The sequence below is a fragment of the Streptomyces sp. NRRL S-37 genome (genome assembly GCF_000721605.1).
Lineage (GTDB): Bacteria > Actinomycetota > Actinomycetes > Streptomycetales > Streptomycetaceae > Streptomyces.
The window spans coordinates 1-15,549 of record NZ_JOIZ01000008.1; the positions used below are offsets into that span (position 1 = coordinate 1).

Annotated in this window: 11 protein-coding genes and 1 pseudogene; 4 read left to right on the top strand and 8 right to left on the bottom strand. The window is 73.9% G+C overall.

Annotated features, from left to right (window positions below):
• Positions 1 to 447, bottom strand: a pseudogene (locus IH50_RS42530) (hypothetical protein); the annotation flags it as partial.
• Positions 448 to 597: 150 nt separating this feature from the next.
• Here IH50_RS42530 and IH50_RS0114500 point away from each other — a divergent pair.
• Entirely contained in the window at positions 598 to 1,080 is a 483-nt protein-coding gene (locus tag IH50_RS0114500) for a DUF456 domain-containing protein (RefSeq protein ID WP_030861205.1), read from the top strand.
• Positions 1,081 to 1,098: 18 nt separating this feature from the next.
• On the opposite strand, the gene IH50_RS0114505 is transcribed toward IH50_RS0114500, so the two are convergent.
• From IH50_RS0114505 to IH50_RS0114525, 5 genes are all read right to left on the bottom strand, one after another.
• On the bottom strand, positions 1,099 to 1,602 hold the full coding sequence (locus IH50_RS0114505; RefSeq protein WP_030861207.1) for a methylated-DNA--[protein]-cysteine S-methyltransferase: 504 nt from the start codon (positions 1,600 to 1,602) through the stop codon (positions 1,099 to 1,101).
• A 2-nt stretch (positions 1,603 to 1,604) separates the two neighbouring features.
• Positions 1,605 to 2,990: a bifunctional transcriptional activator/DNA repair enzyme AdaA gene (locus IH50_RS0114510; protein WP_030861209.1), complete on the bottom strand. Its 1,386-nt coding sequence runs from the start codon at positions 2,988 to 2,990 to the stop codon at positions 1,605 to 1,607.
• A 60-nt stretch (positions 2,991 to 3,050) separates the two neighbouring features.
• Positions 3,051 to 4,148: a ribosome small subunit-dependent GTPase A gene (gene rsgA / locus IH50_RS0114515; RefSeq protein WP_030861211.1), complete on the bottom strand. Its 1,098-nt coding sequence runs from the start codon at positions 4,146 to 4,148 to the stop codon at positions 3,051 to 3,053.
• Positions 4,149 to 4,415: 267 nt separating this feature from the next.
• Positions 4,416 to 5,909 (bottom strand): cellulose-binding domain-containing protein, encoded by a 1,494-nt coding sequence (locus IH50_RS0114520; protein WP_030861213.1) that lies wholly within the window; start codon positions 5,907 to 5,909, stop codon positions 4,416 to 4,418.
• A 226-nt stretch (positions 5,910 to 6,135) separates the two neighbouring features.
• Positions 6,136 to 7,458 (bottom strand): radical SAM protein, encoded by a 1,323-nt coding sequence (locus tag IH50_RS0114525; protein ID WP_030861215.1) that lies wholly within the window; start codon positions 7,456 to 7,458, stop codon positions 6,136 to 6,138.
• A 155-nt stretch (positions 7,459 to 7,613) separates the two neighbouring features.
• On the opposite strand from IH50_RS0114525, the gene IH50_RS0114530 reads away from it, so the two are divergent.
• The 3 genes from IH50_RS0114530 to IH50_RS0114540 all read left to right on the top strand — a co-directional run bounded on the left by IH50_RS0114530 (position 7,614) and on the right by IH50_RS0114540 (position 13,244).
• Positions 7,614 to 8,867, top strand: a complete 1,254-nt coding sequence (locus IH50_RS0114530) for an FAD-binding protein (protein WP_030861217.1) — start codon at positions 7,614 to 7,616, stop codon at positions 8,865 to 8,867.
• A gap of 136 nt (positions 8,868 to 9,003) precedes the next feature.
• A complete protein-coding gene (locus tag IH50_RS0114535; protein WP_030861219.1) occupies positions 9,004 to 10,230 on the top strand; it encodes an ROK family transcriptional regulator in 1,227 nt (408 codons plus the stop codon).
• A 149-nt stretch (positions 10,231 to 10,379) separates the two neighbouring features.
• Positions 10,380 to 13,244 carry a glycoside hydrolase family 2 TIM barrel-domain containing protein gene (locus IH50_RS0114540; RefSeq protein WP_030861221.1) on the top strand — a complete coding sequence of 955 codons (2,865 nt, stop codon included), beginning with the start codon at positions 10,380 to 10,382 and terminating at the stop codon, positions 13,242 to 13,244.
• A gap of 6 nt (positions 13,245 to 13,250) precedes the next feature.
• On the opposite strand, the gene IH50_RS0114545 is transcribed toward IH50_RS0114540, so the two are convergent.
• Positions 13,251 to 13,760: a hypothetical protein gene (locus IH50_RS0114545; protein WP_030861224.1), complete on the bottom strand. Its 510-nt coding sequence runs from the start codon at positions 13,758 to 13,760 to the stop codon at positions 13,251 to 13,253.
• Positions 13,757 to 15,475: a PHP domain-containing protein gene (locus IH50_RS0114550; protein ID WP_030861226.1), complete on the bottom strand. Its 1,719-nt coding sequence runs from the start codon at positions 15,473 to 15,475 to the stop codon at positions 13,757 to 13,759. Before IH50_RS0114550 ends, IH50_RS0114545 begins: the two co-directional genes overlap by 4 nt.
• Positions 15,476 to 15,549: the final 74 nt, after the last annotated feature.

The following is a 15,549-nucleotide window of genomic DNA, read 5'->3' on the forward strand; positions in this document are numbered from 1 at the left end:
GCCGTAGGCCCTGCCGGAGGTGGAGGAGGCAGGAGGCTGTGACGGCGGGGGCGGGGTCGGGGGCTCGGGCGGAGCCCCGGCGGGTCGCGGCGGGAGGTCCGCCGGCGCGTCGGGGGCCGGGCGGGGGTCCGGGACCGTCGGCGTGGAACGTAAGCCGTAGGGGGCGGGGCTGTCCGCCGGGGCGGGACCGCCCGCCGGAGCGGAACCACCCGCTCCCAGCGGGCCAGGCGCCGGGGCGGGGCCGTCCGCCGGGACAGGACCACCCGCGTTCAGCGGGCCACCCGCCGGGGCGGGAGCGCCCGCGTTCAGCGTGCCGGACGCGGAGGCGAAGCGGTCGTCCAGGGAATCGGGCGCCGGTACGGGGCCCGTGTCACCGGTGGCGTCGTCGTACAACTGCCCCCACCAGTCGTCCTCCGGACCGGTGGGCCTTTCCCCCTGCTGGCTCATGTCACCGATTGTCCACCGCACGGGCCGGATGGAAACGGGGCATCGGGAAAAATCCCCCGTCCCGCACCACACCCGGGACGGCTGTGCGACAGGGGCGCCACGGCCCGTTTCCGTCCTGCGCCGCCCCCCGGACTCCCGCACCCTGGAAGAATGGGAGCGTGGGACCTCCTGCTCACCGGACTGGTGCTCCTGCTCGGACTGTGCGGAGTGCTGCTGCCAGGAGTGCCCGGGTCGTGGCTGGTGTGGGCCGGGGTCCTGTGGTGGGCGCTGAAGGAACCGCGGCCCGTCGCGTGGTGGGTGTGCGTGGGGGCGACCGGCGTGCTGTTCCTGTCCCAGGCGGTGCGCTGGGCGCTGCCGCCGCGCCGGCTGCGGGCGGGCGGCGACGACGGCCGGATGCTGGCGTACGCGGGCTGCGGCTCGTTCCTGGGTTTCGTGCTGCTGCCCGTGCTCGGCGCGGTTCCGGGTTTCCTCGCCGGGATCTACGTCTTCGAGCGGCTGCGTCTCGGCCGCCACGGCGAGGCGGTCGCGGCGCTGCGCACGGCGCTGCGCTCGGGCGGGTGGAGCGTGCTGGCGGAGCTGTTCACCTGCCAGGTGATCACGGCGGCGTGGCTGGGCGCGGTGTTCTGGAGCTGAGCCCCTCGCCCCCTCGGCTCACGGCAGCGGCACGCCCTCGTGGGTGAGCAGCCGCACCTTGCGCTCCAGCCCGCCGGCGTATCCGGTCAGCGAGCCGTCGGCGCCGATCACCCGGTGGCAGGGGCGGACGATGAGCAGCGGGTTCGCGCCGATCGCGCCGCCGACGGCCCGTACGGCGGCCCTCGGCGCACCGATCCGGGCCGCGATCTCGCCGTAGGACACGGTCTTCCCGTAGGGGACGTCGTCGAGCGCGGCCCACACCTTCTCCCGGAACAGGGTGCCGGTGGCGCTCATGGCCAGCCGGAACTCCGTCAGCTCGCCGGCGAAGTACGCGGTGAGCTGCCGCTCGGCCTCGCGGAACGGTCCGGGGTCCCGCCGCCAGTCGTCCGCCGGCGTGCGCCCGCCCTTCTGCCCGGGCACGGACAGCGAGGTCAGCTCGCCGGTCGGGGCGGCGGTGAGCAGCAGCGGTCCGACGGGGCTGTCCACACGCGTCCAGTACGTGGTCGTGGTCGTGGTCATCATGGTCACTCCAACTCCCCTGCGGCGCGCAGGTGGTTCAGGGCGTACGAGCGCCAGGGGCGCCAGCTTTCGGGAACGCCGGGTCCGGGCGGGGCCACGTCCGGGTCGCCGAGCGCGCGGGTGCGGATCTCGGCGATCGTACGGGCGTCGAGGCCGGGGACGGCGGCCAGGGCGGCCTCGGCCTCGTCCCGGTCGGCGCCGGGTCCGAGGCGTACGGTGCCGTCGGCGAGGGCGGCGGTGAGCGCGCCCAGGGTGCCGCCGGGCTCGGCCCCGGCGAGGACGGCGGCTTCGGGGAACAGGTGGGTGAGGGGGCCGCAGGGGGCGTCGAGCCGCTTGCCGTACCGCTGGACGAGCCGTGCGGCCTCGTCGCGGCCCGTCAGCGCGCGCACCGCCAGTTCGTCCGGATCGGCGGCCCCCGGTGAGCGCAGCCCGGGCCGGGCGGCGACCAGCGGGGCGAGCCGGGTGTCGGCGCCGAGCCGTCCGTCGACGGCGTACGGGTCGGCGTCCAGGTCGAACAGCCGTCGCAGGCGTTGTACGGCGGTGGTCAGGTCGCGGGGGTCGGTGAGGTGGACGCGGGCGTCGAGCCAGCCGCCAGGGTGGGCGCCCCGCCCGGTGTGCGGGCGTTCGCCGACGGCGGCGATGCCGGTGCCGTGGGGCAGGCGCAGGGTGCGCCGGTAGGTGCGGGTGCCCGGGGTGCCGCTCACGTCCTCGACGCCGGGAACGGCCTCGCGTTCCAGCAGGTCGAAGACGGGTCCCGCCGGGTAGGGGCCGCGGTGGGCGAGCCGCAGGGGGATCCCGGCGGACGGGGTGGCGGTGCGCTCCCGGCCCCGCCGGGGCGCGGAGGCGCGCAGTTCGCTGGGGGTGGTGGCGTACACGGCCCGTACCGTGTCGTTGAACTGCCGCACGCTGGCGAATCCGGCGGCGAAGGCGATCTCGGTGACCGGAAGGCCGGTGGTCTGCAGGAGGACGCGCGCGGCGTGCGCCCGCTGGGCGCGGGCGAGCGCGACGGGCCCGGCGCCGAGCTCGCCGGTGAGCTGGCGCTGCACCTGGCGGGCGCTGTAGCCGAGCCGTGCGGCGAGTCCGGCGACGCCCTCGCGGTCGACGACGCCGTCGGCGATCAGCCGCATGGCCCGGCCGACGACGTCGGCCCGCACGTTCCACTCGGCGGAGCCGGGCACGGCGTCCGGGCGGCAGCGCCGGCAGGCGCGGAACCCGGAGCCCTGCGCGGCGGCGGCGGTCGCGAAGAACCGCACGTTGTGCCGTTTCGGGGTGACGGCGGGGCAGCTGGGCCGGCAGTAGATGCCGGTCGTCTCCACGGCGAAGAAGAACGCCCCGTCGAACCGGGCGTCCCGGCTGCGCACCGCCTCGTACCTGCTGTCCTCGTCCTTCATACCGTCCAGTCTCCGCCGGCCGGGAGGTCCCGGCTGGCGGAAATCGGACATGAAGGTGCGCTACCGCAGGCGGCCCCGCTTGGCCTCCATCGCCGCCTTGCCGATGGCGCTCTTGCGCTTCCAGTCCTTGCGGATCTCCGCGCGGAGCCTGGCGTCGGTCTTGGCGACGATGTACTGGTTCTCCCGGAGCAGCTTGCGGTAGCTCTCCAGGCGGCGCTGCGGCAGGTCACCGGTCTCGACGGCGTCGAGGACGGCACAGCCCGGTTCGCTCTCGTGGGCGCAGTCCTGGAACCGGCAGCGCTCGGCGAGCTCCTCGATCTCGGCGAACACCTGGCCGACGCCGGCTCCGGCGTCCCACAGGCCGACGCCCCTGAGGCCCGGGGTGTCGATGAGGACTCCCCCGCCGGGCAGCGCCAGCAGGTTGCGGGTGGTCGTGGTGTGCCGGCCCTTGCCGTCGACGTCCCGGGTGGCCTGGACGTCCATCACGTCCTCGCCGAGGAGCGCGTTGGCCAGGGTGGACTTGCCCGCGCCGGACTGCCCGAGCAGCACCGACGTGCCGCCGGCGGTGATCGCGGTGAGGACGTCGAGTCCGTCCCCGTCCCTCGCGCTGACGGTGAGCACCGGCACGCCCGGCGCGCTGGTCTCCACGTCCTGGACGAGGTGCGCCCGGGTCACCGCGTCCGGCACCAGGTCGGCCTTGGTGAGGACGACCACCGGCTGCGCCCCGGACTCCCAGGCGAGCGCGAGAAAGCGTTCGATGCGGGCCAGGTCGAGTTCGACGGCGAGCGAGACGGCGACGACGGCGTGGTCGACGTTGGCGGCGAGGATCTGCCCCTCGGACCGCTTGGAGGAGGTGGAGCGCACGAAGGCGGTACGGCGTGGCAGGTACGCGCGGACGTAGCGGGGGTTCCCTCCGGGTTCGACGGCGACCCAGTCGCCCGTGCAGACGACCCGCAGGGGGTCGTGCGGGGTGACGAAGGCGGTGTCGGCGCGCAGGGTGCCGCCGGCGGTGACGACGTCGCACTGGCCGCGGTCGACCCGGATCACACGGCCGGGCAGCAGCCCTTCCGCGGCGTAGGGGGCGAACGCGTCCGCCCAGGTGTCGTCCCAGCCGTAGGGGGCGAGCGCGGAGGAGACGGAGATGGAACTGGAACTCAAGGGGGTGACCCTTCAGGTGGGTGGCCCCGGCGGCCGCGCGTACGCATCCGTACGCGGACGGGAAAAGGATGAGGTCAGCCGGTGGCCACGGAGGTGGACGTGATGGATTCCTGAATGCGGGCAGCGCCCAGCGCAATGACAGCCATCGGTCGACACCTCCTCACTCCATGAACGGTCCCGGTACGGCGGCGCACGGCCACCGTGTGTTCCGCGGTCACAGTAACCCGTCGGCTCCCCGGTCCGTCAATTCGTTTTCCGGGTCCTCCGTCAAGCGGTCGCGCAGGCGCGGCCGTTGAGCGTGAAGCCGGACGGCGGGCGGTGCGCGCCGTCGTGGGAGGCGAGGAAGCCGAAGGCGAGTTTCCCGCCGGCGGCGACCGACTTGTTGTAGTCGGCGGCGGTGGCGGTGACCCGGGAGCCGTCCTGGTCGGGCGAGGCGTCCCACATCTGGGTGATCCGCTGGCCGTCGGGGAGGGCGAAGCCGACGCGCCAGGAGTCGAGGGGGTCGTGTGTGGTGACGGTGACGGTGGCCTGGAAGCCGTCGGGCCACTGGTTGACCAGGTCGTAGTCCGCGTGGCAGGCGGCCGGCTCGCCGTCGGCGGAGGCGGAGGAGGCGGCGGAGGAGGCGGTGGCGGAGGAGGTGCCCTGCGGTTCGGGGTCGGGGTCGGGGTCCTCCCGCTCCGGGGTGCGCCCGGCGGACGGTTCAGCGGACGGGGACGGGGACGGGGTGTCCGGGGAGGCCGTGGGGGCGGAGGGCAGGGAGGGGCCGGGGTCGGCCACCGGCTGCCGGTCGGCGTCGGCGCGTTCGGCGCTCTCGTCGGCCGTGTCGCCGAACGGCATCAGGGAGACCGCGAGCGCGAGGAGGGAGACCAGGAGGGCGGCGACCAGCAGACCGTGCCGGGCCGTGCTCGTCCTGGCCGTGCCGTCCGCCGGGTCACCGCCGTCCGGGTCGGTCCGGTCCGGGCGTCCGGCCCCGAGCCGTACCTCGGCGGCGCGGCGGCGGCGTTCCAGATAGGCGAGGCCGCCCCAGCCGATCACCCCGCCGGCCAGCGCGCCGGGCAGTCCCCCGCCGTGCAGCCGCAGACAGGCGGCGACCTCGGCGCACGGCACACAGGTGGCGAGGTGGCGGGAGAGATCGCCGGGGGTGTCCGCGGCGGGCGAGCGGGTGACGGCGTCGAGGAGCCGGGCGTAGCTGCGGCACTCGGCGTCCAGGGGCGAGTCGAGGTGGTTGCGGTGGCAGCGGTCCCGGAACAGGCGGCCGACCTGGGCGAGTTCACCGGCGGCGGTGGCGGGGTCGAGGCCGAGCCGGCGGGCCACCAGGGGCAGCGGCAGGGACTCCGCCTCGGCCAGCCAGAGCAGTTCGGCGTCCGCCGGCTGCAGATCGCGCAGTCCCCGCAGGGCGACCGGGCGTTCCAGCGGCGGGCCGGTGTAGCGGGCGGCCTGGCCGGAGTGGAGCCACAGCCGCAGGTCGGGGTCGAGCTTGTGGCCCTGTCCCGCCTCCTCCCAGGCGGCGGCCGTGCCGCGGACCGCCGTCAGCAGTACGGGGATCCGGGGCAGCCGGGTGGAACGGCGGCCGTAGCCGCGGACGGTGCCCGACTCGGCCTCGCGCAGCTCCCGTATGCCCTGCGCGAAGGCCTCGCGGGCCAGGTCCGCCGCGGCGGCGGACCCGGCGGTGCACAGGTCGGCGTAGGAGAGTGCGGCGTCCCAGCACTCGGAGAACAGCGCCGCCTCGGCGGCGTCCTGGGGGCTCGGCAGGTCGGGCATGCGACTCCCGCATCACGAGCGAGGCAACTCGCCATAGGGGCAGTGGAGTTGGGGAAACCTCGCGGCAGTGGCCGAGCTTTTCACGCTCCCGCCACAACTGACAAGCGCTTCCCTCACTTTGCGTGGCGGCATGGCCACCCCTCGCAGGGACCATACGCACGGAAGGCCGGAACGTCTCGGTTCCGGCCTTCCCGTTTTCTCCGCGAGGGCCCTGGGCCCCGGTGTCTCAGACCGTCCCGGCGGACTCCCGCGCCGGGAGGCTGTCCATGAAGGAGCTGACGGAGAACACCGCGTTGCCGGGTCCGGGCGGGCCGTAGCCGGGGGGCGAGGAGAGGCCGAAGTCCTCCATGGTCTGCCGGTAGGCCTGGAGGAGACGGATGTGGTACTCCAGCGGGGCGCCCTGCGGGTTGGCCTTGCCGAGCGGGGTGGTGGGCTCCGGGCACCAGGTGGTGAAGCGGGGCGTGATGCCGTGCGACATGAAGAAGCGCAGGCCCTCGGTGGTGGAGGCGATGGCCTCGTCGACCGTCTTGAAGCCGAACGGCTCAGCCATCTCCACGCCCGCAACGAAGTTCGGGATCACATTGCGCGCGCCGAAGACCTCCGCGGAGTCGAGGATGCGCTTGTGCCACTCGTCGCGGCCGACGTACCGCTCCTTGCCGGGGCAGTACATCTTGAACAGGTACTCGTCCCACACCTCGTAGTTGGGGTGGTAGATCTGCACGCCGTAGTCCTTGAAGCGCTGCACGTCGTCCCTGGGCAGCGCCTGGGCGACGACCTTGCCGATCCAGCGGCCGGGGAAGCGCTCCTCGATGGCCTTGGCGTAGTGGCCGTAGAAGTCGGCCTCGTCACGGCCGGAGACCGTCTTGGTGATGGCGCCGCCGGTGAGGGTGTAGGCGGTGGACGCCTTCGCGGTGTCGTACCGGTCGATGATCTCGAGGGCCTCCAGGACCTCCTCGACGTCCTTCACCCCGGTGTAGGGCCGGCCCGCCGCCTTGTGCTGGCGCCAGTTGTGATTGATGTCGCAGTACTGGCACTCCTCCTTGGCGCCGAAGTACTGGCAGACCCGGAAGACGGTCAGATAGATCAGGTAGCCCCACTGGATGGTGGGGGCGACCTCCATGACCGACTTCCCGTTGGACAGCTTGTGCCGGTAGTACTCGGGCATGGGCGGCACGCCGACGTCCGAGATCCGCCTGCCGTCGAGGTAGAGGCCGAGCACGCCGTGCTCGTCGGCGGCGACGCGGTAGGGGGAGGCCGGGTTCACGCGGACCGAGACGACCGTGCGGCGCAGGTCGTACGGGCCGCCGGTGAGGATGATCTCCTCCGGCGGGCGGCGCAGCGCCGCCTCGCCCAGCTCGGGCAGGGTGCCGTGGTCGAAGGAGAAGATGAAGTACGACTTCGGTTTGACCTCACCGCCCTCGTTGTCGCTGAGCGCGGACGGGTCGAAGGCCACACCGCCGCGCAGCAGGTCCTCCTTGAAGACGGCTTCGCGCGGCACGTGCGGGAACCGCTCCATCAGATCCTCGACCAGCGCGGTACGGCTGCCCATCCCGTTGTTCTCCTCCCGGTGCGGACGTACGACTCCTCACGGTATGCCCCCGCTCGGACATCCGGGGGGCCGGGTCCCCCCACAGGGCGCGGTCCACGCGCGAGGTAGGTTCCGGCGGGGACCTTTTCGGTCCCCGGCGTCAGGAAGGACGAGGAATGACCGAGAGCGTGACCAACTGGGCGGGCAACATCACGTACGCCGCCAAGGAGCTGCACCGCCCGCGCACCCTGGAGGCGCTGCGCGCACTGGTCGCGGAGAGCTCCCGGGTACGGACCCTCGGCAGCGGGCACTCCTTCAACGAGATCGCCGAGCCCGGTGAGGACGGCGTCCTGCTCTCCCTGGACGCGCTGCCCGCCGAGATCGACGTGGACCGGGCGGCCCGGACGGTACGGGTCGGGGGCGGCGTGCGCTACGCCGAGCTGGCCCGCGAGGTGCACCGGCACGGGCTGGCCCTGGCGAACATGGCGTCGCTGCCGCACATCTCGGTGGCCGGCTCGGTCGCCACCGGCACCCACGGCTCCGGCGTCGGCAACGGCCCGCTGGCCTCGTCCGTGCGCGCGGTGGAACTGGTCACGGCGGACGGCTCGACGGTGACCGTGGCGCGCGGCGACGAGCGGTTCGGCGGCGCGGTCACCTCGCTGGGCGCGCTCGGTGTCGTCACCGCGCTCACCCTGGACCTGGAGCCGGCCTTCGAGGTGGAGCAGCACGTGTTCACCGAGATGCCCCTGGAGGGGCTGGATCAGGCCACGTTCGAGAAGGTGATGTCGGCGGCGTACAGCGTGAGCCTGTTCACCGACTGGCGGGAGCCGGGCTTCCGGCAGGTGTGGCTGAAGCGGCGCACCGACCAGCCGCTGCCGGACGTCCCCTGGGCGGCTCCGGCGACGGAGAAGATGCACCCGGTGCCGGGCATGCCGGCGGTGAACTGCACCGAGCAGTTCGGCGTGGCCGGGCCCTGGCACGAGCGGCTGCCGCACTTCCGGGCGGAGTTCACCCCGAGCAGCGGTGCGGAACTCCAGTCGGAGTACCTGCTGCCGCGGGAGTCGGCCGTCGCCGCGCTGCGGGCGCTGGACGGGATCCGGGAGACGGTCGCCCCGGTGCTGCAGACCTGCGAGGTGCGCGCCGTCGCCGCCGACGACCAGTGGCTGAGCCCCTCCTACGGCCGGGACACGGTGGCCCTCCACTTCACCTGGATCGAGGACACCCGGGCGGTGCTGCCCGTGGTGCGGCGGCTGGAGGAGGCGCTGGCGCCGTTCGACCCGCGTCCGCACTGGGGGAAGGTGTTCACCACCCCGGCGGCGGAGCTGCACGCCCGCTACCCGCGCCTGCACGACTTCCGGGCCCTCGTCCGCGACCTGGACCCGGCGGGCACGTTCACCAACGCCTTCGTCCGGGACGTCCTGGGCGGCTGACGCCCCGGACGTCCACCGACCCCGGCCGGACTTCGTCAAACCCCTTTCCGAACCCCTTGTCGAAAGGTCCGTCCGCGCCATAGCCTTGCCGCGCGCCGGTGCCCGGTCGGCCCGGCAGGGATGGGGGCAGCTGACGGTGAAGCGCACATCGCGGGACATCCGTACGGCCAACCGCTACCAGGTGCTGCGCCAGATCATCGCCGCGTCACCGACCTCCCGGCAGGAGCTGGCGGCCGCCACGGGCCTGAGCCTCGCCACCGTCGCCACGCTGGTCGGGGAACTGCTCGGCCTCGGCATGATCACCGAGGTGGGTTTCGAGGACTCGGCCGGCGGCCGTCCCCGGGGCCTGGTGGCCGTCGACGCGCCGGGGGGTGCGCTGATCGGCGTGGACATCGCCGAGACCTACGTCCGGGTCGAGCTGTTCGACCTCGCGCTGAACGTGCTGGCCCGCGCCGAGGAGGACATGCGCCCCGGCGAGAGCCGGCCCGAGCAGGTCGTGGGGCAGGTGGCCGCGGCGGTGGGGTCGGTGGTGGCGCGGGCCGGGGTGGAGGGCGCGCGGGTGCTCGGGGTCGGGGTGAGCGTGCCGGGCCAGGTGGACCGGGACACCGGGACCTCCGCGTACGCGCCGAACTGGGACTGGCACGACGTGCCCCTGCTCGACCTGCTCGCGGAGCACATCGCCCACCCCCTGTACCTGGACAACCCGTTGCGGGCCTGCGCGGTGGCCGAGCTGTGGTGCGGGGCGGCGCGCGGGTGCGGGGACGCGGTGGTGGTGAACCTCGGGACCGGGGTGGGGGCCGGACTGGTGCTGGGCGGCGGGGTGCACCGGGGGGTGAGCGACAGCGCCGGCGAGTGGGGGCACACCACCCTCGTCCTGGACGGCCGCCCCTGCCACTGCGGCAACCGCGGCTGTGTGGAGACGTACACCGGCGCGCCCGGGATCATGCGCAGCCTGCGGGAGCTGAGCCCGGACAGCCCGCTGCTGCGGGCCGGCGACCAGACGGCCACCATCGACGCGCTCGCCCGGGGGGTGAGGGCGGGCGATCCGGTGGCGGTGGAGGTGCTCGGGCACACCGCCCGCTACCTCGGCGCCGGGATCGCCGGTCTGGTCAACCTCTTCAACCCGGAGGTGATCGTGCTCAGCAGCTGGGTCGCGGCCGCGTTCGGGGAGCCGCTGCTCGACGAGGTGCGTACGGCCGTCGCCCGGCACGCGCTGCGCCGCCCGCTGGCCGCCGCCCGGATCGTCCTCTCCCCGATCCCGACCGATCCGGTGTGCCTGGGAGCGGCGACGTTCGCGCTGGAGGGGGTGCTGCGGTCGGCCGGCGGGCGCGCCGGGAACCGTACCGCCGGCGACCGCCGGTGACCCCCGTCCCGTTCCCCCTCACGAACGGACCGCGACGCTCCGGACAGGCTTCTTCCCGCCCCGCGCCGAAGGGTGACGCCCCGCGCACCACGAGTCCCTGAACACCCTCCCGCCGTCAGCCGCACCCGAGACACCGATCCAGGAGACCCATGTCATCGCGCACCTCTACGACCGGCTATGTCGAGGACGTCTCCCCCGGCCGCGGGACACTGCCCCCGCGCGCCCGGTACGCGTCCTCCGACGCGGCCTCCCTCTCCCTGAACGGCGGCTGGCGCCTGCGGGTGTCCGCGACCGCCGACGCCGAGGACGACTCCTTCGCCGCGCCCGGGTACGACGCCGGGAGCTGGCCGGAGGTGACCGTGCCCGGCCACTGGGTGCTCCAGGGCCACGGCGCGCCGGTCTACACCAACCACCTCTACCCCTTCCCCGTCGACCCGCCGTACGTCCCCACCGAGAACCCGACCGGCGACCACCTGCGCGTCTTCGACCTCCCCGGGGACTGGCCGGGCGAGGGCGGGGCCGTGCTCCGCTTCGACGGGGTGGAGTCCTGCGCCCGGGTCTGGCTGAACGGCACGGACATCGGGGAGTTCAAGGGATCCCGGCTGCCGCACGAGTTCGCGGTCGGGCACCTGCTGAAGCCGTCCGGGAACGTCCTCGCGGTCCGGGTCCACCAGTGGTCGGCGGGGTCGTACCTGGAGGACCAGGACCAGTGGTGGCTGCCCGGCATCTTCCGTGACGTGACCCTGCTGCACCGCCCGGCGGGCGGCGTGGGCGACTTCTTCGTGCACGCCTCCTACGACCACGTCACCGGTACGGGCACCCTGCGCGTCGACTCCGACGTCGAAGGGCGCGTGACCGTCGAGGAGCTGGGCATCGACGTGGCGGCCGGCGAACCGGTGACGCTCCCGGTCGAGCCGTGGACGGCGGAGACGCCCCGGCTGTACGAGGGGGTGCTGGCCACGGCGGGCGAGCGCGTCCCGCTGCGCATCGGCTTCCGCACGGTCGTCGTCGAGGACGGCCTGATCAAGGTGAACGGAACCCCCCTGCTGTTCAAGGGCGTCAACCGGCACGAGTGGCACCCCCGCAAGGGCCGCGCGCTGGACCTCGACACCATGCGCGAGGACGTGCTGCTGATGAAGCGGCACAACGTCAACGCGGTCCGCACCTCCCACTACCCGCCGCACCCGGCCTTCCTCGACCTGTGCGACACGTACGGGCTGTGGGTGATCGACGAGTGCGACCTGGAGACCCACGGCTTCGTCGAACAGGACTGGCGGGACAACCCCGTCGACGACGAGCGCTGGACGCCGGCCCTGCTGGACCGGGCCGCGCGCATGGTGGAGCGGGACAAGAACCACCCCTCGGTGGTCATGTGGTCCCTCGGCAACGAGGCCGGCACCGGACGCGGACTCACCGCGATGGCCGACTGGATCCACGGCCGGGACCCGTCCCGCCCGGTGCACTACGAGGGTGACCCCGGCTGCCGGGACACGGACGTGTACTCGCGGATGTACCCGTCGCACGAGGAGGTCGAGCGGATCGCGCGGGGCCTGGACGGCGGCACCCGCCGCGGGCGCGAACTGCCGCTGATCCTCTGCGAGTACGCGCACGCCATGGGCAACGGCCCCGGCGGACTCACCGAGTACCAGGAGCTGTTCGAGCGGTACGACCGGCTCCAGGGCGGCTTCGTCTGGGAGTGGATCGACCACGGCGTCGAGCACCCGGAGCTGGGTTACGCCTACGGCGGTGACTTCGGGGAGGAGCTGCACGACGCCAACTTCGTCTGCGACGGGCTGCTGTTCCCTGACCGCACGCCGTCGCCGGGCCTGGCCGAGTACAAGAAGGTGATCGAGCCGGTCCGGATCGAGGCGGGCGCCGCGGAGGGCACCGTACGGGTGACCAACCGGTACGACTTCGCGGACCTGTCCTCTCTGGAGTTCGTGTTCTCCCACCAGGTGGACGGCGTGCCGACGGGGGCGCACCGGCTCACCGTGCCGCCGCTGGCCCCCGGGGAGTCGGCGGAGGTCGAGCTGCCCGGGGCGCCGGACGGCGGGGGCGAGGAGGTGCAGTGGACGGTGCAGGCGCTCCTCGCCGAGGACACGCCGTGGGCCGGCCGGGGCCACGAAGTGGCCTGGGCGCAGGGGACGGTGGCCCGTCGTACCCCGCCGCCGGCGGCGACCGGCGTGCGCCCCGCCGTCGACGACGGCCGGATCACCCTGGGACCGGCGGTCTTCGACGCCCGCACCGGCGCACCCCGCACCCTCCTCGGTGTGCCGGTGAGCGGTCTGCGGCTGGACGTGTGGCGGGCGACGACCGACAACGACGACGGGGCGGCCTGGCAGACGGACACCCGGTACGGGCCGCTCTGGCGCGAACTGGGCCTGCACCGCATGCGGCACCGGCTGGACGCGGTCGAGACGGACGGTGACGCGCTGACCGTACGGACCCGGGTGGCGCCCGCCGGCCGGGAGGCGGGCCTGCGGACGGCGTACCGCTGGACCTCCGACGGCACGCGGGTACGGCTGACCGTCTCGGTGGTGCCGGAGGGCGAGTGGCGGGTGCCGCTGCCCCGGCTCGGCATCCGCTTCGGCCTCCCCGGGGCCACCCCCGAGGACGCCGTCTTCTGGTTCGGCGGCGGGAACGAGTCGTATCCGGACACCAGGGCGGCGTCGAGGGACCTGCTGTGGGACGCGAGCGTCGGGGAGCTCCAGACGCCCTACGTCCGCCCGCAGGAGAACGGCGCCCACGCCGATGTGCGCTGGGCGGAGATCGGCGGTCTGCGGGTCGACGGCGAACCGGAGTTCTGGTTCACGGCCCGGCCCTGGACCACCGAACACCTGGACGCCGCCCGGCACCGCACCGATCTCGTCCCCGGGGACACGGTCTGGATCCACCTCGACCACCGGCTGCACGGCATCGGCTCCCAGTCGTGCGGTCCGGGCCCGCTCCCCCGGTACCACCTGTGGCCCGAGCCCGCGGAGTTCTCCTTCGTGTTCTCCCCGCCGCGCGACTGACGGGGCTCAGTGGTCGGCGCAGCAGGGCGTGGGGTCCGGGGCCTCGAACGGTACGAGGGTGCCGCCCAGGGCCGGGGTGGCGGCGAGGACGAGTTCGCCCCGCTGCCACTGCGGCCGTACGTGGTCGCGGGTCACCAGGCGGGTCCCCGGGTCCGGGGGTCCGGGCGTGCCCAGGACCGTCACGCGGTCGATCGCGGAGCCGGCGAGGAGCTCCGCGACGGTCGTCGTGCCGGTGAGCGCGCGGACGCCCGGGTAGAGCACCGCGCGTCCCACCCCGTCGGGCAGTCCCGGGGAGACGGTGCCGTACCCCGCGAGCCGCTCCCGGAGGGTGTCCGGGAGCGGCCGCGAGGGCAGGGACAGGGACACGGCGACGCGCGGGCGGTCGTCGCGCACCAGGTGGGTGCAGCCGAACGTGTCCTCGGGGAGGTCGAGTTCGGCTGCCATCCGGTGCAGCAGGCGGTCGGCGTCGAGCAGTTCCGCGATGCCCGCGTCCACGGTGAGGGCGTACGGCGTCACGACGGCAGGACCCACACCGGGTTGGAGTAGAACCACAGGTCGCGCCACGGATCGGCGTCGCCGACGACGTCGAGGGCGGGGCCCGCCGGGTCGACCTTGGCGCCCATGGCGCCGACGGCGGACCGGTTGCCGTCGGTGCCGCGCAGCCGGACGTAGACCGGGCGGTCGACGCGGCCGAGGTCGAAGGTGACGCGGACGGTGCCGGCCGACTTGCCGATCTCGTACGACCGGGCGACCTTCGCCGTGGGCGCGGTGAAGGTGTCCTTGTCGGCGACCGGGCCGGTCACGTCGCCCTGGATGACGTCGACGCGGGCGAGCTTCGGGGTGAACCCGGCCCAGTTGTTGCCGCCGGCGAGGGCGATGTCGGCGGTCAGTGTGACCTTGGTGCCCTTGCGGACGTGCAGGGCGCCGCCGAGGGTGGCCCAGCGGCTGCCGCCGGAGACGCGGACGTCGAGGCCGCTGATGAGCTGGCCGTGGTCGACCCAGATGCGGCCGGCGCGGATGCCGTCCATGACGGCGGCGTAGGAGAAGCCGTCGGCGCCGACGTGGGTGCGGCTGTACTGGCCGGGCCAGAAGTCGTTCTGGGTGATGTCGATCTGTCCGGCGTAGACCGGGTCGTCGTAGCGGCCGTTGGCGTTGAAGTCGCCGCCGCCGCGGGCGCCGGTGTCGCCGTACACCTGGTGGGAGTCGGAGTTGGCGGTGATCCACCAGGGGCGGCCCTCGGCGAGGAGGCTGTCCCACAGGCCGCCGACGGTGGCGGTCATCCAGTCGAAGCCGCCCCAGGTGCGGTAGCTCTCCAGCGGGTAGCCGGCGAAGGAGTTGGCGCTCGGGCTGCCGTCGTAGATGCCGCGGGCCCCGCCCGGGCCGAGGGGCTTGGGCAGTCCGCCCGCCTGGTGGCCGGGGGCGCCCTCGAAGCCGACGGCGATCCGCCGGTCGCCGGTGGCGTCGCGCCAGGCGCGGATCTCGTGCGGGGAGTCGATGCCCTTGCGCGCGGGGTGGTTGGCGAGCATCAGGGCGTCCTTGACCTTGCGCCGTCTGACCTGGTCGGCGAGGAAGTTCAGCCCGGCGATGGCGAGCGCCTCGTTGGCCGGGGTGGAGGAGGTGGCGCCCTTGACGCCGCCGTCGTAGTCGGTCTCGAACTGCTTGAGGACGGAGACCTCGTTGCGGCCGGGGTGGACGAAGACGGTGCCGTGCTCGGCGGCCGGGATGTTCCACTCCAGGCCCTGGAAGACGAGGGTGTCCTCGTAGGCGTCGCGGGCCTCGAGGATGTCCGGGTTGACCTTGTCCACGCCGATCCTGGCGTGGGTGCTGCCGCCGTGGTCGGTGATGACCAGCCAGTCCATGCCGTGCCGGGCGCCCTGGCGGACCTGGTCGGTGACCCGGTACTTGCCGTCGCTGCTGTACTGGGTGTGGATGTGGTGGTCGCCCGCCAGCCACAGGAAGCCCTTGCTCCTGCTCTTGCCGCGGCCGCCGTCACCCGCCGCGTACGCGGGCGTGGCCGCGCCGGCGCCGGCGGACAGCACGGTGCCGGCCGCCAGGCCCGCGCCGAGCAGCCCGGCCCGGCGCAGCAGCGTACGACGGGACTTCTGCTCGGGGTTCAGCGCCTCGTCGGGCACGGAGGTGTCGAAGGCGGCAGGCAGCGGGGCCGTCGTCTCGTGCTGGTGGTCGTGTCCGTGATGGTGGTGATGGTGCCCGTGTGCGTGCCCGTGACCCATGAAATGCCTCCTCGGTACCGCGGCGCGACGACGCCGCGTGTGGAGGATCAAGGAGGCGCATGAACGTTGAACAA